The 18,001-nt window shown below is 65.4% G+C and carries 20 protein-coding genes; 10 read left to right on the forward strand and 10 right to left on the reverse strand.

Annotation, left to right across the window (positions count from 1 at the left end):
* The first annotated feature begins 2 nt into the window (after positions 1-2).
* From EN786_RS03670 to EN786_RS03680, 3 genes are all read left to right on the forward strand, one after another.
* The gene (locus tag EN786_RS03670) at positions 3-719 is read left to right on the forward strand and encodes a FadR/GntR family transcriptional regulator (protein WP_127310229.1); all 717 of its coding nucleotides are present in this window, start codon (positions 3-5) and stop codon (positions 717-719) included.
* Positions 720-783: 64 nt separating this feature from the next.
* Positions 784-1,764, forward strand: a complete 981-nt coding sequence (locus tag EN786_RS03675; RefSeq protein WP_127310230.1) for a hydroxyacid dehydrogenase — start codon at positions 784-786, stop codon at positions 1,762-1,764.
* 58 nt (positions 1,765-1,822) lie between these two features.
* Positions 1,823-2,206, forward strand: coding sequence for a hypothetical protein (locus EN786_RS03680; protein ID WP_127310231.1), 384 nt, complete (start codon positions 1,823-1,825; stop codon positions 2,204-2,206).
* 16 nt (positions 2,207-2,222) lie between these two features.
* Here EN786_RS03680 and EN786_RS03685 read toward each other — a convergent pair whose 3' ends face one another.
* Positions 2,223-3,518 (reverse strand): amidase, encoded by a 1,296-nt coding sequence (locus EN786_RS03685; RefSeq protein WP_135907976.1) that lies wholly within the window; start codon positions 3,516-3,518, stop codon positions 2,223-2,225.
* 140 nt (positions 3,519-3,658) lie between these two features.
* On the opposite strand from EN786_RS03685, the gene EN786_RS03690 reads away from it, so the two are divergent.
* Positions 3,659-4,006, forward strand: a complete 348-nt coding sequence (locus tag EN786_RS03690; protein WP_127311175.1) for a GFA family protein — start codon at positions 3,659-3,661, stop codon at positions 4,004-4,006.
* A gap of 7 nt (positions 4,007-4,013) precedes the next feature.
* Here the strand turns inward: EN786_RS03690 and EN786_RS03695 are convergent, their stop codons facing one another.
* Positions 4,014-4,922, reverse strand: a complete 909-nt coding sequence (locus EN786_RS03695; protein ID WP_127311174.1) for an SDR family oxidoreductase — start codon at positions 4,920-4,922, stop codon at positions 4,014-4,016.
* Positions 4,923-5,015: 93 nt separating this feature from the next.
* On the opposite strand from EN786_RS03695, the gene EN786_RS03700 reads away from it, so the two are divergent.
* Positions 5,016-5,606 carry a helix-turn-helix domain-containing protein gene (locus EN786_RS03700; RefSeq protein ID WP_189340611.1) on the forward strand — a complete coding sequence of 197 codons (591 nt, stop codon included), beginning with the start codon at positions 5,016-5,018 and terminating at the stop codon, positions 5,604-5,606.
* 20 nt (positions 5,607-5,626) lie between these two features.
* Here EN786_RS03700 and EN786_RS03705 read toward each other — a convergent pair whose 3' ends face one another.
* Complete coding sequence (locus EN786_RS03705; RefSeq protein ID WP_127311172.1) at positions 5,627-6,841, reverse strand: MFS transporter; 1,215 nt, start codon at positions 6,839-6,841, stop codon at positions 5,627-5,629.
* 172 nt (positions 6,842-7,013) lie between these two features.
* On the opposite strand from EN786_RS03705, the gene EN786_RS03710 reads away from it, so the two are divergent.
* Together EN786_RS03710 and EN786_RS03715 are read left to right on the forward strand one after the other, a co-directional pair.
* On the forward strand, positions 7,014-7,991 hold the full coding sequence (locus EN786_RS03710; protein ID WP_127311171.1) for an AraC family transcriptional regulator: 978 nt from the start codon (positions 7,014-7,016) through the stop codon (positions 7,989-7,991).
* A gap of 105 nt (positions 7,992-8,096) precedes the next feature.
* Positions 8,097-8,528 carry a DUF4437 domain-containing protein gene (locus EN786_RS03715; RefSeq protein ID WP_127311170.1) on the forward strand — a complete coding sequence of 144 codons (432 nt, stop codon included), beginning with the start codon at positions 8,097-8,099 and terminating at the stop codon, positions 8,526-8,528.
* A gap of 30 nt (positions 8,529-8,558) precedes the next feature.
* Here the strand turns inward: EN786_RS03715 and EN786_RS03720 are convergent, their stop codons facing one another.
* The 7 genes from EN786_RS03720 to EN786_RS03750 all read right to left on the reverse strand — a co-directional run bounded on the left by EN786_RS03720 (position 8,559) and on the right by EN786_RS03750 (position 15,245).
* A complete protein-coding gene (locus EN786_RS03720; RefSeq protein WP_127284646.1) occupies positions 8,559-9,635 on the reverse strand; it encodes an ABC transporter ATP-binding protein in 1,077 nt (358 codons plus the stop codon).
* Positions 9,635-10,741: an ABC transporter ATP-binding protein gene (locus EN786_RS03725; protein WP_127311169.1), complete on the reverse strand. Its 1,107-nt coding sequence runs from the start codon at positions 10,739-10,741 to the stop codon at positions 9,635-9,637. Before EN786_RS03725 ends, EN786_RS03720 begins: the two co-directional genes overlap by 1 nt.
* On the reverse strand, positions 10,738-10,959 hold the full coding sequence (locus EN786_RS03730; protein ID WP_127284648.1) for a hypothetical protein: 222 nt from the start codon (positions 10,957-10,959) through the stop codon (positions 10,738-10,740). Before EN786_RS03730 ends, EN786_RS03725 begins: the two co-directional genes overlap by 4 nt.
* The gene (locus EN786_RS03735; RefSeq protein ID WP_127284649.1) at positions 10,956-11,912 is read right to left on the reverse strand and encodes a carbohydrate ABC transporter permease; all 957 of its coding nucleotides are present in this window, start codon (positions 11,910-11,912) and stop codon (positions 10,956-10,958) included. The genes EN786_RS03730 and EN786_RS03735 overlap by 4 nt, the downstream gene beginning before the upstream one ends.
* 1 nt (position 11,913) lies before the next feature.
* The gene (locus EN786_RS03740; protein ID WP_127393375.1) at positions 11,914-12,819 is read right to left on the reverse strand and encodes a sugar ABC transporter permease; all 906 of its coding nucleotides are present in this window, start codon (positions 12,817-12,819) and stop codon (positions 11,914-11,916) included.
* Between the two features lie 66 nt (positions 12,820-12,885).
* Positions 12,886-14,202 carry an extracellular solute-binding protein gene (locus EN786_RS03745; protein ID WP_127284650.1) on the reverse strand — a complete coding sequence of 439 codons (1,317 nt, stop codon included), beginning with the start codon at positions 14,200-14,202 and terminating at the stop codon, positions 12,886-12,888.
* 356 nt (positions 14,203-14,558) lie between these two features.
* The gene (locus EN786_RS03750; protein WP_128272478.1) at positions 14,559-15,245 is read right to left on the reverse strand and encodes a TetR/AcrR family transcriptional regulator; all 687 of its coding nucleotides are present in this window, start codon (positions 15,243-15,245) and stop codon (positions 14,559-14,561) included.
* A 92-nt stretch (positions 15,246-15,337) separates the two neighbouring features.
* On the opposite strand from EN786_RS03750, the gene EN786_RS03755 reads away from it, so the two are divergent.
* The 3 genes from EN786_RS03755 to EN786_RS03765 are packed head-to-tail and all read left to right on the forward strand — an operon-like array spanning position 15,338 to position 17,833.
* The gene (locus tag EN786_RS03755; protein ID WP_127310737.1) at positions 15,338-16,534 is read left to right on the forward strand and encodes a Tm-1-like ATP-binding domain-containing protein; all 1,197 of its coding nucleotides are present in this window, start codon (positions 15,338-15,340) and stop codon (positions 16,532-16,534) included.
* 11 nt (positions 16,535-16,545) lie between these two features.
* Entirely contained in the window at positions 16,546-17,412 is an 867-nt protein-coding gene (locus tag EN786_RS03760) for a phosphoenolpyruvate hydrolase family protein (protein ID WP_127310738.1), read from the forward strand.
* Between the two features lie 4 nt (positions 17,413-17,416).
* Entirely contained in the window at positions 17,417-17,833 is a 417-nt protein-coding gene (locus tag EN786_RS03765; protein WP_127310739.1) for a cupin domain-containing protein, read from the forward strand.
* Positions 17,834-18,001: the final 168 nt, after the last annotated feature.

Raw genomic sequence — 18,001 nt, forward strand, 5'->3', positions numbered from 1 at the left:
CGATGAAAGAAAAGAACCTTCTCGCGGAACTCGCCGCCTTTCTGTTCTCCAGTTCGGACAAGGAGACGGGCCGCACGCCGTCGGAGCGTGAACTGGCCGAGCATTTCTCGGTCAGCCGCGGCCAGATCCGCGAGGCGCTGGCCATTCTCGAGGCCATGCGCATCGTCGAGCGCCGCGCCAAATCCGGCATCTATGTCGACACCAAACAGGCGAGCGTCGAAGCCTTGGCTCTGTTCGCCCGCGCCGGCCTGCCGCTCGATCCGATCCAGATCTACGAAACGGTCGAGCTGCGCAAGATCCACGAGATCAAGGCCGCCGAGCTTGCCTGCTCGCGCGCCACCGAGGAGAATTTCGAACGGCTGCGCGAGATCCTGAAAGCCTCTGAGGAGCGTATCGCCGCCGGCGAGGGCCTGGCCAAGGAAGACCGCGAGTTCCACCTTGAGATCGTGCGCGCCACCAAGAACGGCATCTTCCACAACATCTGCAGCGTCTACTACCTGATGGGCGAGCAGCGCCTGCCGATCTATTTCAACGACCCCGAACGCAGCGTGCGCTCGCATGCCGAGCACATCCAGATCTACGAGGCGCTGCTGCGCCGCGATGGCAACCTCGCTCAGGCGCTGATGAACGCCCACCTGCAGGGCGCCGAAAGCTATTGGAAAGGCCTGATCGAGGGCCGCGGGACGGAGCCGACGAGCCCGGCGCTCGAAAAGGCCTAGAGCATTTTGCAGCCAGGCGGCATCGCCTGGCGTCGCGGAAATGCGGCAAACAAACGGGAGCCACATGCCCAGAATCCTGTCGACGCATCCGCTGCATCCGCGCGCCTCCGCCATGCTGGCCGGGGCGGGCAGGCTGGTCGTCGCTTCCGCCCTCGATGGCAGGACGCTTGCCGCCGAAGCGAAGGATGCCGATGTCGTCATCGTCCGTGCGCCGCTGCCGGCAGAGCTTTTCGACGGCGCCGCGAAGCTGCGCGCCGCGATCCGGCATGGCGCCGGGCTGGACATGATCCCGGTCGAGGCGGCGACAGCGGCCGGCGTGCTTGTGGCGAACGTGCCGGCGGTCAATGCGCGCTCGGTCGCCGAGCACGTGATGTTCGTGACGCTGGCTTTGCTTCGGCGTTTTCGCATGGTCGATCGCGACCTGCGCGCCAAGGGTTGGCTCGCCGGACGCGACCACGCCAACGCCAACACCGAGCTCGCCGGCAAGACCATCGGCATTGTCGGCCTCGGCGCGGTCGGCCAGGCGGTCGGCCATATCGCCGCGCACGGCTTCGACCTCAATGTGGTGGCGACGACGCGCAGCATGCGCCCGGCGCCCGACAAGGTCGGCTTCCTGTCGATCGACGCCCTGGTCGAGCAGAGCGACATCGTCGTGCTTTGCTGCCCGCTGACACCGGAGACGCGCGGCCTGATCAGCCGCGAGCGCATTTCGCGCATGAAGCCCAACGCGCTGCTGATCAATGTCTCGCGCGGGCCCGTAGTCGACGACGACGCGCTGATCGAGGCCTTGCGCAAGGGCAGCATCGGCGGTGCCGCGCTCGATGTCTTTGCGACGCAGCCGCTGCCGCCGAACCATCCCTATTTCGGCTTCGACAATGTCATCGTCACCCCGCACATGGCGGGGATCACCGAGGAATCGATGATGCGCATGGGCGTCGGCGCCGCCGGCGAAGCGCTGCTCGTGCTCGCCAACAAATTGCCGGTCAATCTGCGCAACCCGGAAGTGACCGCGCACTACCGGCGGCGCTTCCCGATCGACCTGTAGCGTAGCTCGTCACCAGCGGCGCCTCAATTTTCACGGATTCGACGGGGACATTGCCGCCATGTCGATCGCCCGCCTTTCCCTTCTTGCCGCGAGCCTCTGCGCTACGGCCGTGCAGGCCTTGGCTGACGGGCAGGACGGCTATGTGTTCTGCGACAACGGCCTGCGCTGCATCGCGGCGCCCTGCCCTTCCAACAGCGCGCTCGAGCTCGCCACGGGCGAGATCATCAGGGGCGTCGTGATTGACATCGACGGCCTGCCGCAGGAAGACAAGGCGCTCGACCTCCAGGACAAGCTCTACGCCGGCACGATCGTGATTGCCGGCTCGATCGAGACCAGGACCCAGACCTTCAACGGCAAGCGGCAGATCGTGCGGACGCTGGTCGCGACCGGCATCGAACGGACCGCGAGGCCAAGCGAGCGCCGGCACTGTTCGTCGCGCTGACACGGCGCGCCGGTCATCAACCGAGCAGCCGCTCCACTTCTGCCGCGATGCGCAGCAGATGCCGGTCTTGGCCGTTGCGTGCCACCAGCATCAGCCCGGCCGGGCGCGCCGTTCCAGGCATCGGCAGCGAGATCGCGCAGAGATCGAACTGGTTGGCGACCTGGGTGTTGCGCAGCAGCAGGCCTTCGGTCCGGTCACGCAACGCCACGTCGCTTGCCATCGAAGCGATGGTCGGCGCGGTCACCGGCGTCGTCGGCAGGGCCAGCACGTCGACGCTGGCCAGGCGCTCGTCCATCGCGGCGGCCAGCGCAGAGCGGCGGCGTAGTGTCCGGATATAGACCGATGCGGGGATAGCCAGGGCGCGCGATAACGGCCCGCTGACATGCGGATCGACCGGCACGGATGCGCCCGTCGTCAGCCAGTCGGCATGGACCTCGGCGCCCTCCATCGACGCGATTGTGGCGCGCCTGGTCGCCGCGCGCATGTCGGCAAGCAGGTCCTCGACCGACAGGTCCGCGATCCGCGCGCCGGCCTGCTCGACCTTGCCCAGGCATCGATCGAACGCGGTCGCCACCTCGCTTTCGGTGTCGTCGAAAAGAACGCCGCGCGGGATCCCGATACGAAGACCGGCAAGCGGCAACGGCAGGTGCAGGGGCGGCATCTCCTCGCCGGCCATCGCGGCGTCGGCGACGGCGCATGCGGCGACACTCAGCGCCAGTGGCCCGATCGAATCCAGCGTCGCGGACAGTGGATAGGCACCGGCCAATGGTACGCGCCGCGCCGTGGGCTTGAAACCCACCACGCCATTCAGCGATGCCGGTATGCGCACCGAACCGCCGGTGTCGGAGCCGATGGCGATGTCGCAGGTGCCTTCACCCACCGACACCCCGGCGCCCGAGGACGAGCCGCCCGGTATCAGGCTGGCGTCGGTAGCGTTGCCGGGCGTGCCGTAGTGCTGGTTGTCGCCGATCGCGGTGAAGGCGAATTCGGTCATGTTGGTCTTGCCGAGGATGACCGCGCCGGCTTGGCGCAGCCGGCCGACGATCGCGGCATCGCGCAAGGCGGGGGCCGCTGTCCTGAGCATCAGCGAGCCGGCCGTGGTCGGCTCGCCGGCGACGTCGAACAGATCCTTGATCGAGACGATCGTGCCATCGAGCGGCCCGAGCGTCACGCCGGCCTTCCGCCGCGCATCACTGGCGTCGGCGGCGGCTCGCGCTGCTTCCGGGTAGAGCCGCACGAACACGCTCTCGTTGCTCGCGCGGGCCGCCAGACGCGACAGCAGAATTTCGAGATGATCGCGGACTGGGTGCATGTTCGGTGTCGGACTCCGCAAGGCTGCAACGTCTTTAGAGCATGATCCCGAAAAGCGGGAACCGGTTTTCGGAAAGATCATGCTCCAACAAGTTGGATCAGGCATATTTGCACTGCCGGGCCGAAGGGAGAGAAGCAACGATGCTCTACAAAGGCGGCTGCCACTGCGGCAAGGTGGCGTTCGAGGTCGAGGGCGAGCTCGGCGGAGCCGTGCGCTGCAACTGCTCGATCTGCGCCCGCAAGGCGGCATTGCTCTGGGCGGTGCCGCATCGGAACCTGCGGCTGCTCGCCTGGGGCGACGACCTCGGCCGTTACACCTTTGGCAAGGGCGCCATCGCCCATCGCTTCTGCCGCTCCTGCGGCATCCATCCCTTCGCCGAGGACGTCGGCGACGGCAGCGAACGCAGCGCCTATGTCAACATCAATTGCCTCGACGGCATCGACCTTGCCGCGGTCCAGATCTTCGACTTCGACGGTCGCTCGGCCTAGCGCAATTCTAGCGATACCCGGTCGCATCGGCCGGCTTGCCGGCATCCTGGACCTCCGGGACATAGCGCCAGGCATCCGGGCGCGAACCATCGAGATCGGTGAAGCCATAGACCTGCGCCAGCCCGCCGCTGGACAGCGACTGCCCGTTCCAGCGCGACCGCTCCGGATCCGCGGCAAGCGCCGCGACGGCGCGGCCGACGAAACGTGGCGTCTCCGAAATGACGAAATGCGGTACCTTGGCGGTCGCGTCGCGCCAGTTCGCCTCGCTGACGCCGAAGGCCTCCAGCATCATTTCGGAACGCAGCCAGCCGGGCGTCAGCGAGACCGACGTGGCGCCATGTGGCGCGAGGTCCTTGGCGTGCGCCCATGCCATGCGCGTCGCCGCCACCTTGGCGAGGTCGTAGAATGGCGACAGCCGGTAGTGGTCTGCATTGTATTCGGCCGTGCCGTCGGTGACTTCGACATGCAGCCCGCCCGGCCGCTCGATCATCAGCGGCAGCGCGTGGTGCGCGGTGATCAGATGCGTGTCGATGGCCAGGCGCAGCAGGCGCAAGCCGTTCTCGAGATCGTGGTCCCAGACCGGCTTGTTCCACTCGAACAGCCTTTCGCCGCCCCACAGGTCGTTGACCAGGACATCGAGACGGCCCTGCTCGGCACGGATACGCTCGACCAGTCCGCGCACATCGTCGGCAATCAGATGATCGACCTGGACGGCAATGCCCTTGCCGCCTTGCGCGGTGACCAGCTCAGCCGTTTCCTCGATCGTCTCCGGACGGCCATAGTCCGACTGTTGCGTCCGCGTCGTGCGCCCGGTGACATAGACGGTGGCGCCGGCGGCGCCGAGCTCGACCGCGATGCCACGGCCGGCACCGCGCGTTGCGCCGGCGACAAGGGCGACCTTTCCCTCAAGCGTCATCGAAACCTCCCGAACCAAAACACCACACCGAGGGCTGGCGCTTGCCGCGCTCCTGATTTATAAATGATCATTCGTTTATAAATGGATGTCAAGATGACCCGGCCGAAAACGCAACCCGACGAGCAGGTGCTGGAGGTCGCCTACCGGCTGATGCACGCCGAAGGCCCGGAGGCGCTGACCTTCGACCGGCTGGCGCGAGCATGCGGCCTCTCGGGGTCGACGCTGGTGCAGCGCTTCGGGAGCAAGGCGCAGCTGAAGCAACGCACGCTGCTTTATGCCTGGGACGGGCTCGACCGGAAAACCGAAGCGCTGTCCGCCTCGACGCCGAGGACCCCGGCCGGGGCCATCCGGTTGTTGGGTGGTCTATCCAGCGGCTATGGCGACATCGAATCCTATGCCGAAGGTTTGCTGGTGCTGCGCGAGGACCTGCGCGATCCCGTGCTGCGGGCACGTGGCGCCGCCTGGAAAGCGGCGCTAAGCAAGGTGCTCGCCGACTGTTTCGCCGGTATACCCGGCATGCCCCAGGACATCGGCCTGCTGATGGCGTCGCACTGGCAGGGCTCGCTGCTGTGGTGGAGCTTCGATCCCGAAATGGAGCTGACCGCCTATGTCGAGCACAGCCTGAAGCGCTTCGTGGCGGCGATCACGGCGACATCGGCCCGGACGGCTGCCGGGCCGATGTAGGATGATCGCGCGGGGGCCGGCTAGCCCGCGCGCTTCGGCCCCATTAGCACCGCCACCAGAGCCGCCAGCAGCGTTGCGATGCCGCAATAGGCGAAGGCGCTGGCAACGCCGGCATGGTCGACCAGCAGGCCGCCGAAGACGGCGCCGAGCGCGATCGCCACCTGGAACGTGGCGACCATCAGCCCGCCGGCGCTTTCGGCCTCGTCTGGCGCCGCGCGCACCAGCCAGGTCTGCAGCCCGACCGGCACCGCGCCGAAGGCGAAGCCCCAGGCGGCGACGGCGATCGCCGCCGTCACCGGCGATGCGCCAAGCGTCAGCAGCACCAGCGCCGACAGGGCAATCAGCAGCGGCGCCAGGGCAACCGCGGCCTTCAGGTTGCGCTCGGCCATGAAGCCGCCGGCGAAGTTGCCGAAGAAGCCGCCGATGCCGTAGCCGAGCAGCACCAGCGAGATCGTCTCGATCGGCAGCACCGGAACCACCTCGAGATACGGGCGCACATAGGTGAAGCCGGCAAAGTGACCCGAGGCGACCAGCAGCACGACCAGCAGCGCCGCCCTGATCATCGGCCGCTTCAAGACCTCCAGCAAGGTGCGCACGCTGGCCACGCCGGCCGGCGGCAGCCGCGGGATGGTGGCAAGCTGCACCAAGAGCGCCAGCGCGCCGACGACGGCCGCGATCATGAAGGCGGTGCGCCAGCCCCAGACATCGCCGACATAGGCGCCGACCGGCGCGGCGGTGACGGTGGCGACCGAAACGCCGGTGAGGATGATCGACATGGCGCGCGGCATCAGCCGCATCGGCACGAGCCTGAGCGCCATCGCCGCCGACATCGACCAGAAGCCGCCGAGCGCGACGCCGAGAACCACCCGGGCCAGAAGCAGCATGGTCAGCGAGGAAGCAAAGGCTGCGAGCAGATTGGAGACGATGAGCAGAACAGTCGGCATCCACATCACCAGCCGGCGGTCCAGCCGCTTGGTGACGATGGCCATGGTCGGCGCCGCGATCGCGCCGACCACCGCCGTCGCGGTCACCGCTTGCCCGGCGGCGCCCTCGCTGACGCCGAGGTCCTGCGCCAGCCGCGTCAGCAGGCTGGCCGGCAGGAATTCCGCCGTCACCAGGCCGAACACGCCCAGCGCCAGCGACACCACCGCGCCCCAGGCAGGCTCAGATCGTTCTTGAGAGTCGGGGCTGTCCAGAACAGCGGCGTCGATGACGCCCGTGGCGGGTTCGGTCATGGCAAGATCTCCGATCTGTTTGCGCGCCACTTAGGAAATGACCGGCTCGGCCTCCACCCGTCACATGCTTCGCGGGCGCGCTCCGTCAGTCCGATTTGTTTGCGGCGCAACATTTGGCTGCAATGCAACATAGGAAGTGACCAGATGGAGTTTCCATGCTAGAAACGCCAAAATGAATTACAATTCGTCCAAAACCGCACTGCCGGCTTCCGACGATCCCTTGACCGACATGCTGCGCGGGCTGCGCCTCGATGGCGTCGACTACGGCCGCTGCGTGTTGGGGGAGCCCTGGGCGGTATCCTTCCCCGCGCAGAAGGCGGCGCGCTTCCACTTCATCGGCCAGCAGGGATGCTGGCTGTTCTCGCCGGCGAAGGAATGGATCGAGCTGTCGGTCGGCGACGCGCTATTGATCCCGCGCGGCGACGAACACGTTCTGGCCAGCGCGCCGGGCGTGCCTGCCGTGCCGATCGGCCGCTACAGCATCGAGCCGGTTTGCGAGAACATCTACGACGTCTCCAATGGCTGCGATGGCTGCAAGACCCTGCTGTTCTGCGGCAGCATGCATTTCAACCTCGACGGCTCGCATCCGCTGCTCGACATGATGCCGGACCTGATGCAGGCGCATAAGCTGATGGCGAACGCGCCGGGCATCCAGCACCTGCTCGATGCGATGGCCGGCGAGGTGACGATGGACCGGGTCGGTTCCGGCGGCATCCTGGCGCGCCTCGCCGATGTGCTGGCCGCCACCATCATCCGCTCGTGGGTGGAGAACGGCTGCGGCGACGCCACCGGCTGGATCGCCGCCGTCCGCAATCCCGATGTCGGCAAGGTGCTTGCCGCCATCCACCTGAACCCGGACCGCGACTGGACGGTCGAGTCGCTGGCGCGGATGATGGGAGCCTCGCGTTCCGCCTTCGCCCAGCGCTTCGCCACCGTGGTCGGCGAGACGCCGGCCAAATATGTGCTCAGCGTTCGCATGCACCAGGCGCGGCAATGGCTGGCCCGCGACGGCATGCGGGTTTCGGTGGCCGCGAGCAGGCTGGGCTATGATTCCGAGGCGTCCTTCAGCCGCGCCTTCAAGCGCGTCATGGGCGTGGCGCCGAGCCATCTGCGCAACACCGGCGACGGCGACGACAGCCCGGTCGCCTGAACGCGGGTCGGTTCCTGTCGCCTGGAGGAATTGCCAAGTGTTTTGGACGCAGCGTCATTCCCTGCCGGCGGGGGCAGCTTAAGCTGGCCGGCGGAGGAACCCGCCATGGTCAATCACCCAGCCATGCTTGCGCTCGCCGCGCTCACCGTCTTTCCGGGGCGGGCATTCGCCCTCGAAGACAGCTACCTGCCGGCGAGCAAGATCCCTTACGCTGTCGAGGCGCCTGACCAGCCGCAGCGCCTCGGCCCGCTATGGGGCGAGCGTGCAAAGGGCCCGGCGGGAACCTTGCTCAAAGTTCCCGGCAACTGGCGCGCGCCTGTTCACGCGCATACCGCAGACTATCGCGCCGTGGTTATTCAGGGGCTGTGGGCGCACTGGCAGATGGATGGCGGCGAGGCGACCAAGGTCGAGTTGCCGCCAGGGTCCTACTGGACCCAGAAGGCCAATGAGATGCACGACGATGCCTGCCTGTCGGACACGGAGTGCGTGATCCTGCTGATCAACGACACGCCCTACGAGACCTATCTGCCGAAGTAGCCAGACACCGGTTGCTTGAAAATCGTCAGGCTAGCTGGCGTGCCGCAGGCTGACCCCGCTGCCCTTGTCGAACAGCACCACCTTGTCCGGGTTCCAGGCGAAGCGCACCGGCTGCTCGATCTCGACATCGGTTCTCGCCGGCACCGTGGCGCGCAGCATGGTGTCGCCGACCCTGAGCGTCAGGATCTTCTCAACGCCGTGGTTTTCGACATCGTGAACGTGGGCCTCTACCGGCGCGCCGCTCTCCAGATAGACATCCTCCGGACGAATGCCGAAGACGAGCGGACGACCGTCGGCCGCATTGCCGGCTCCTGAAAGCGGCAGTTCGAAATTCATCGGCGCCATCACCGCGCGATTGTCGACGAGCTTGCCGTCGATGAGGTTCATCGGCGGCGAGCCGACGAAGCTCGCCACATAGGTGTCGCGCGGGTTGTTGTAGATCTCCTGCGGCGTGCCGGTCTGGACGATGCGGCCATGGTTGAGCACGCCGACCTTGTCGCCCATCGACATCGCCTCGATCTGGTCGTGGGTGACGAACAGGAAGGTGGCGCCGAGCTGCATCTGCAGGTTCTTCAGTTCCGTGCGCAGCGCCTCGCGCAGCTTTGCGTCGAGCGCCGACAGCGGCTCGTCCATCAGGAACACGCGCGGCTTGCGCACGATGGCCCGGCCGATCGAGACGCGCTGCATCTCGCCGCCGGACAGCCGGTCGGTCTTGCGGTCGAGCAGATGCTCGATCCGGAGCGTGCGCGCGGCGCGGGCGACGCGATCCTTGATCTCGGCGTCCGGCAGCCGGCGGATCTTCGGCTTCAACGGGAATTCGAGGTTCTCGCGCACCGTGTACCGCGGGTAGAGCGAATATTGCTGCAGCACCAGCGCAACGTCGCGCTCGGCCGCGCCCCAGTCGGCGACATCGACGCCGTCGATGAAAACCTGGCCTTCGGTCGGCTTCTCGAGCCCGGCAATGAGCCGCAGCGTCGTCGTCTTGCCGGCGCCGGTCTCGCCGAGCAGCACGAAGAATTCGCCGTCGGCGATTTCGAGGTTGAGACTCGTCAGCGCGGTGTGGCCACCGAACTTCTTGGTGATGTTCTTCAGTTCGATATGGGCCATTACAGCCTCACCCCCAATGACTTGCCGCTTGCCGTATCGAAGAAATGCGCCTGCTCGGGATCGATGCGGACATGCACCTTCTCGCCGGGGCCGGCGACGTAGCCGGCCTTGGTGCGGGCGCGCAGCATCTTGGAGCCGACCTTGAGGTCGACAATGTCGAAGGAGCCGAGCGGTTCGATGATATGCGCCTCCACCGGCAAGTAGCCCGGCGCGGCCTCGCGCCGGACGAGCACGCCTTCGGGCCGGATACCCAGCGTCAGGCCGCCATTGGCAGCGTGGCCATTGAGCTTCGACAAGAGCGCGCTCGGGAACTCGAACCCCGCGGGCGCATCGCCGACCGTGACGGTGGCGGCGCTGGCCGCTTCGGCAACGCTGGCCTCGGTGATGTTCATCACCGGACTGCCGACGAATTGGGCGACGAACAAATTGGCCGGATGCGAATAGACCTCGTCCGGCGTGCCGACCTGCTGGATGAAGCCCTCATGCATGATGACGATACGGTCGGCGAGGCTCATCGCCTCGATCTGGTCGTGGGTGACATAGATCGTGGTCGAACCCTGCTTGATGTGCAGCCGTTTGATCTCGGCTCGCATCTCCTCGCGCAGCTTGGCGTCGAGCGCGCCGATCGGCTCGTCCATCAGCATCGCCTTCGGACGCCGCACCAGCGCCCGGCCGATCGCCACGCGCTGCATGTCACCGCCGGACAGCGCCGACGGCTTCTTGCCGAGCAGTTCGGTGATGCGCAGGACCCGGGCGACCTCGCGAACCGACTTGTCGACCTCGCCGCTGTCCATGCGCGTCGCGCGCAACGGAAAGGCGATGTTCTCGAACACCGTCATATGCGGGTAGAGCGAGAACGACTGGAACACCATGGCGATGTCGCGGTCGGCCGCCTTCAGGTGCTGCACCGCCTTGCCGTCGATCAAGATGTCGCCCTGGTCGATCGTCTCGAGCCCCGCTATCGCGCGCAGCGTCGTCGTCTTGCCGCAGCCCGACTGGCCGAGCAGCACGATGAACTCGTTGTCGGCGATGGCGAGGTTCAGATTGTGGATGACCTGGACGGCACCGAAGAATTTCTCGATGCCGCGAAGTTCGATCTGCGTCACTGCCGGGCCCCCTCGTGCATTGCGGCGCCGGTTTCCTCCGGGCGCTCCGGCGCTATCTTCGACGTGATGTTGAAGCCGATCAGCCCGATCAGGATGATCGTCACGCCGTAGGAATGCAGGCTGAGGCTCCATGGCTGGCAAAGCGCGATGATGCCCAGCACCATGAGGATCTGCGAGGCCGGCAAAAGGTACTTCTCGTTGACCGCGCGAAAGCTCATTTGCGGATCGCTCCGAAAGTCACGCCGCGAAGCAGGTGGTTGCGCAGCAGGAAGGTGAAGATCGCGACCGGCAGCAGGAACAGGAACGTGCCCGCCGCGATCGTCGTCCAGTCCGGCAGGCCGGAGCCGATCTGGCTGGGAATGAAGGGCGGCGCGGTCTGGGCGCGCCGGTTGGTCATGATCAGCGCGAAGGCGTACTCGTTCCAGGCGGTGATGAAGCAGAACACCGCGGTGGCGGCAATGCCGGTCGCCGCTTCCGGCAGCACGATCTTGAAGAAGGCCTGCATGCGCGTGTAGCCGTCGACCAGCGCAGCCTCCTCGTACTCCTTCGGGATCTCGTCCATGAAGCCCTTCATCAGCCAGACCGAGAAGGACAGGTTGAAGGCGACGTAGAGGATGATCAGGCCGATATGCGAGTCGTTGAGGCCGACCATCCGGTACATCAGGAACATCGGGATCGCCACGACCACCGGCGGCAGCATGCGCGTCGACAGGATGAAGAAGAGAAGGTCAGCCTCGCCCGCGACCTTGAAGCGCGAGAAGCCGTAGGCGGTGAAGGTTCCCATGCCGACGGCGAGCACCGTGCTGATGACCGCCACGATCAGGCTGTTCATGAAGCGGTTGGGATACTGCGAAAGCTGCACGTCCTTGCCGACCTTCAGCACCCGCTCGCCGCCGTCATAGATGCGCTTCTCCCACCAGGGCGCGGCCTCGTAGACTTGCGGGTCGACCGGCTTCTGCATCTGCACACGCTTGGTGAACAGACGGATGAAGGGCGTGACTTCCGGCTGGAAAAGGACGGTGGGCGGCACGCTGACCGCCAGTTCCTTCGGCTTGAACGCGGTGGAGGCGATCCAATAGATCGGCGCGAGGAAGATCAGCGTCGCGACCAGCACCGCGACGATTGCCGCGCGGTTGAGGGCGACCTCGGAAGAAGTGCGGACGGCGGCCATCTCAGCGCTCCTTCACCTTGTTGAGGTACTTCACGTAGAGGTTGGTGATGGCCAGCACCATGATCAGCACGATGTAGGCCAGCGCGCAGGACTTGCCGGTATCCCACTGCTGGAACGCCTGCTTGTAGAGCCGGATCGCAATCAGTTCGGCGGTCGGCTGGGTCGTCATCGTGTAGGCGATGTCGAAGGTCTTGAAGGCTTCCATGGTGCGGAAGATCAGCGCGATCAGAAGGATCGGCGAGACCAGCGGCAAGGTGATGCGGGTGAAGGTGTACCACCAGCCGGCGCGGTCGATCGCCGCGGCCTCGTAGAGATGCTGCGGCACGGCCGACAGGCCGGCCAGCGAAAGCAGCATGACGAAGGGTGACCACATCCAGATATCGGTGATCGCGACGGCGTAGAGCGCGCTGTCCGGGTTGGACAGCCAGGCGAAATCGCCGAGGCCGAAGACGTAGTTGATCGGGCCCCAGGACGGGCTGTAGAGCAGTTGCCAGAACAGGCCGACGACCGCTGCCGACATCATCATCGGCAACAGCAGCAGCGTGGTGATCAGGCCTTTCATCGGAAAGCTGCGGTTGAGCAGCAGCGCCAGGCCGAAGCCAACGATCATCTGACCGGCCACCGAAACGATGACGTATTTCGCCGTGATGATGAAATTCGACCAGATGTGATCGTCGCTGAGCAGCTCACGGTAATTCTGCAGGCCGACGAACTGCCAGGGCTCGCTCCGGTTGGCCGCGAAGTTGGTGAAGGAATAGCCCAGCGAATAGATCAGCGGGAAGATGTTGAAGATGATCAGGAACACCAGCGTCGGGATGATGAACAGATTGCGGATGGTCAGATCCGACCAGCCGCGCGCCGCGGCCCTTGAGGCAGGATCGAGATGTGTGAGGGCTACCGAAGCCAACGAGCGTCTCCCTGAAACAGGAATGCCGGAGGGGAAAACCCTCCTCCGGCATTCTGAATGTGATGCTTACTTGTAGCGATTGTACTTGGTGAACGTCGCCTTCCATTCGGCGGCGGTCTTGTCGAGCGCTTCCTGGGCGGTGCCTTTGCCGCCGACCACGAACGGATAGATGTTCTGGTTCAGCTGATCGAGCACCTCGGCGTATTCCGGTGTCGCCCAGAAATCCTTGACCATGAACATCGTGTCATAGAACGCCTTGTTGTAAGGCGTGGCGTTCTGGAACGCTTCCGATTTCAGCACGGCCTGGCTGCAGGTGTAGCCACCGAGGTCGGCCCACTTCTTCTGGGTCTCGTCCTTGATGAACCACTCCAGGAACTTCGTCGCCTCTTCCTGGTTCTTCGAGTACGAGACGATTGAAATTCCCTGGCCACCGAGAGCGGCGAAGCGCTTGCCGTCCGGGCCGGCCGGATTGGCGAAGAAGCCGGTCGCGTCGGCGAATGGATTGGTGGCCTTGTTTACCAGCGGCGGGAAGAAGGCGAAGAAGTTCATGCTCATCGCGGCGAGGCCGCCGGTGATCGCCTGGTTGTCTTCCACGAAGAAGGTCTTGCCCCAACCCGGAGGCGTGAACTTGTAGAGTTCCTTGTACATGTCGAGGCCGGCGGCGGCCTCCTTCGAATTGGTGATGCCGTCGACCTTGTAGGTTGCGTAGTCGCCGAGGTCACCGCCATAGCTGAAGATTGCGCTTTCGACGCCCATCGCCATCGCGTCATAGGAATTGTCGGTGTAGATGGCGACGCCGTACCGCTTCTGGTCCGGACGGTGGAAGAACTCGGCGATGTCGCGCAGCTGCGCATACGTCTTCGGCACGTCGAGGTCGTAGTTGTACTTCGCCTTGAAGGCTTCCTTCTCCTTCGGATCCTCGAACCAGTCCTTGCGATAGGACCAGCCGATCGCATCGCCTTCGAGCGGGATCGCCCAGTATTTGCCGGAACCGCCAGGGTATTCGGCATAGTACTTGACTGTGGCGGGCGCCATCACGTCGCCAAGCTTGTGCTTGTTGAAGAAGTCGGTGAGGTCGACATAGTGGCCTTGCGTCGAACCGGCGCCGAGCCATTGCGAGTCGCCGACCACCATGTCGTAGGCGTCGCCATGCGCGTTGAACTCGGTGAAAGCCTTGGTCTGGAAATCCGGCCATGGCGTCGTCTGCACCGTGACCTTCACGCCGGTCTCGGCTGTGTAGTCGTTGACGAGTTCCTGCAGATAGTTGGCCGGATCCCATTCCGCCCAGAAGATGGTGAGTTCCTTTTCCTGCGCGTAGACGGACGTTCCGCAGGCAAGCGTCAGGCCGATACCAGCAAGCACGCTGGTCACTAACTTGCGCATAATGTTTCCTCCCTTGTGCGCATTCTACCGTGTCATGCGAGCCGGCAACGAGGCCGGCCCTGATAGTTCCTCCCGTGATGGCACTTTCCGGTTTGGGCCTCCTCGCCCGGCCGAAAATGGATCGCCACCTTCACTTTCGATCCGCTTCGACTATTCTGATCTGGTATTACCAATTTCGGACGGACGTCAAGCCCTTTCTTGAGCGATCAAGAATCGCCGGACAAGCCATTTGCAGCTGTATCTGCCTGTTTTCCCTTAATTTTCCTACTCCTTGATACGTATGCACCTTGTTCCGGTCACCTCATCGGGCCTATTATGCACAACTGGTCACGCCATCTGGTCCAACCAGATTTGCTTTATTTGGCCATTACCGCCGACCCGCCGCCACCTTCCGATTCCGCCAGGGCAGCCCGCACCAGCGCGCCCGCCGCCCATTGCGCGACCGCCATCATCCGGCGGCTGTCCAGCCCCCATATGTCCTTCAGCACGATCAGCACCTCGACGCCGAACATCAGCGACAGCGCCTGCGCCAGACGCTTGAATTCGCGCGGCGGCAACTGACCCTTGAGCGGCGCGATCGCGTCCTTCAGCAGGTCGACGCGATGGCCGCGCGTGAAGGCGGGCTCGCTGCCCAGCGTGCCGGCCTGCCGCCTGGCCCATTGATCGAGCGACAGTTTCAGCGCCGCCTTGAACGTCGCCTCGAAGGCCTCGATGCGCGGCATGGCGTCGGCGAAGAGTTCGGCGACCCGACGCTCCGCATCGTCGGAAGTGGATTTCCAGGTGAGGATCGGGCCAAGCCCCTCGTCGACCACCGCCTGCACCAGTGCCGCCTGGCTTGGGAAATAGCGATAGGCGGTCGCTCGCGACACTTCGGCCGCCTCCGCCACCTCGCTGACGGAAGGCGTCGCGCCGGCCTGCATCAGCCTGGTTGCCGTCTCCAGCATAAGCCGCCTGGTGCGGGCGCGCGCGCCGCGCTCTGCCGCGCGACCTGCCCCCTGTCCGGTGTCGTCGTTCGGCGCGGCTTGTTGACGTGAGACATCCATGTCAATACGATACGCGCGTCTCAAAAAATTGCAATGGTCTTGACGGCCGGCAAGGAGCGGCGGGCGACAACGCCAGGGAGCGGGGAAACGCGATGAAGCGCATCTATGTGGTCGGCACCGCCGACACCAAGGGCGAGGAACTCGCCTTCCTGGCGGACGCGATCGCCGCCACGGGCGCCGCCGTGACCCGCGTCGACGTCGGAACGCGCGCCGCCGCCGTGCCGGTCGATGTCACGGCCGAGGAGGTCGCCGACCACCATCCCCAAGGCCGCAACGCCGTGCTTGGCATCGACGACCGCGGCAGGTCGGTCGCCGCGATGGCCGCCGCCTTCACCCGCTTCGTCCAGTCGCGCAGCGACATATCCGCAATGATCGGCATTGGCGGCGGCGGCGGCACCTCGATCGTCACCTCTGGCATGCGCGCGCTGCCGCTCGGCCTGCCCAAGATCATGGTCTCGACGCTTGCCTCCGGCGACACCGCGCCTTACGTCGACGTCTCCGACATCCTCATGATGCCGTCGGTGACCGACATGGCCGGTCTCAACCGGCTATCGCGCGTCGTGCTGCACAATGCCGCCCAGGCGATCTCGGGCATGGCAGCAAAACCCGCACCCGCCTCCGACGGCAAGCCGTCGCTGGGGCTCACCATGTTCGGCGTGACCACGCCTTGCGTGACCGCGATCGCCGACCAGCTGCGCGCCAGCTATGACTGCATGGTCTTCCACGCCACCGGCACCGGCGGCCGCACCATGGAGAAGCTCGCCGATTCGAGGCTGCTCGCCGGTCTCCTCGACATCACCACGACGGAGGTTTGCGACCTGCTGTTCGGCGGCGTGCTGCCGGCGACGGAGGATCGCTTCGGCGCCGTCGCTCGCACGAAGCTGCCCTATGTCGGCTCGGTCGGCGCGCTCGACATGGTCAACTTCTGGGCGCCGCCGACCATTCCGGAGCGCTATCGCGGGCGCCTGTTCTATGAGCATAATTCCAACGTGACGCTGATGCGCACGACGCCGGCCGAATGCCGCGCGATCGGCGCATGGATCGGCGAAAGACTGAGCCGCTGCGAGGGTCCGCTCCACTTCCTGATTCCGGAAAAGGGCGTCTCGGCGCTCGACATCGAAGGCGGCGCCTTCTTCGACCCGGAAGCCGACGCGGCGCTGTTCGATGCCGTCGAGCGTTCGATCCGCCCCAACGCGACGCGGCACGTGACGCGCCTGCCGCTGCACATCAACGATCCCGAATTCGCCAGGGCCGCGACAGCGGCCTTCCTCGATATCGCCAAGAAGTGAGACCCGGACGCATGGCCGCCATTCCGCGCAAGAAAATCCTGGAGAAATTCCGCAAGATGATCGCCGACGGCGTGCCGATCGTCGGCGGCGGCGCCGGCACCGGCCTGTCGGCCAAGGCCGAGGAAGCCGGCGGCATTGACCTCATCATCATCTACAATTCCGGCCGCTATCGCATGGCCGGGCGCGGTTCGGCCGCCGGCCTGCTCGCCTATGGCAATGCCAACGAGATCGTCAAGGAGATGGCCTATGAGGTGCTGCCGGTGGTGAGGAAGACGCCGGTGCTGGCCGGCGTCAACGGCACCGATCCGTTCGTCATCATGCCGCTGTTCCTGGCCGAACTGAAGACGATGGGCTTTTCCGGCGTGCAGAACTTCCCCACCATCGGCCTGTTCGACGGCACCATGCGGCAGAGCTTCGAGGAAACCGGCATGGGTTTTGGGCTCGAGGTCGACATGATCGCCGAAGCGCACAAGCTCGACCTCCTGACCACGCCCTACGTCTTCAACCCCGACGAGGCGCGCGCCATGACCAAAGCCGGCGCCGACATCGTCGTCGCTCATATGGGCGTGACGACGGGCGGCTCGATCGGCGCCACTTCGGCGAAGTCGCTCGACGACTGTGTGAAGGAGATCGATGCCATCGCGGCGGCCGCGCGCTCGGTGCGCAAGGACGTCATCCTGCTTTGCCATGGCGGGCCGATCTCGATGCCGGACGATGCCCGCTACATCCTCGAGCGCTGCGAAGGGCTGCATGGCTTCTATGGCGCAAGCTCGATGGAACGGCTGCCGGCGGAGGCAGCAATTGCCAAACAGACGGCGGATTTCAAGGCGGTCGCGGTCGGCCGCGGCAAGGCGACCATCAAGAAAAAGAAGGGATGAGACGATGACCGACAAGAGCAAGGTGTTCGTGTATCCGAAGGACGTCAGCGGCTTCGGCTTCGACTGGGGCAGGCTGGCCCTGACGGTCGCGCCCGAAGTGAACGGCGCCGAGCGTTTTTCCGGCGGCGTCGTCGACCTGCCCTCCGGCAAGGGCCACACCCGCCACAACCATCCCGGCGCCGAAGAAATCATCTTCGTCATCTCCGGCCATGGCGAGCAGATGGTCGAAGACGAAGAAGGCAATCCGGTGGTCGCGAAGGTCGGCCCCGGCTGCACCATCTACGTGCCTGAAAGCCGCTTCCACTCGACGCTGAACACCGGCGACCAGCCGATGCAGCTCTTCGTCGTCTATTCGCCCGCCGGGCCGGAACTGGCGCTGCGGGATTTGCCGGATTTCAGGCTGATGCCGGCAGGGGAGTGAACCTTCGAAGCTGGCGCCGCCCCTCATTGTCCTGCCGGACATTTCTTCCCGTAGGACGGGGAGAAAGACGCCTTCATCAACGATTTCGCAAATCGCCGAAGCTGGTTTCTTCTCCCCGTTCTACGGGGAGAAGGTGCTGGCAGGCGGATGAGGGGAGGCGCCGACTTT

The organism is Mesorhizobium sp. M4B.F.Ca.ET.143.01.1.1 (assembly GCF_004792275.1).
In the GTDB taxonomy this organism is placed as follows: Bacteria; Pseudomonadota; Alphaproteobacteria; order Rhizobiales; family Rhizobiaceae; genus Mesorhizobium; species Mesorhizobium abyssinicae.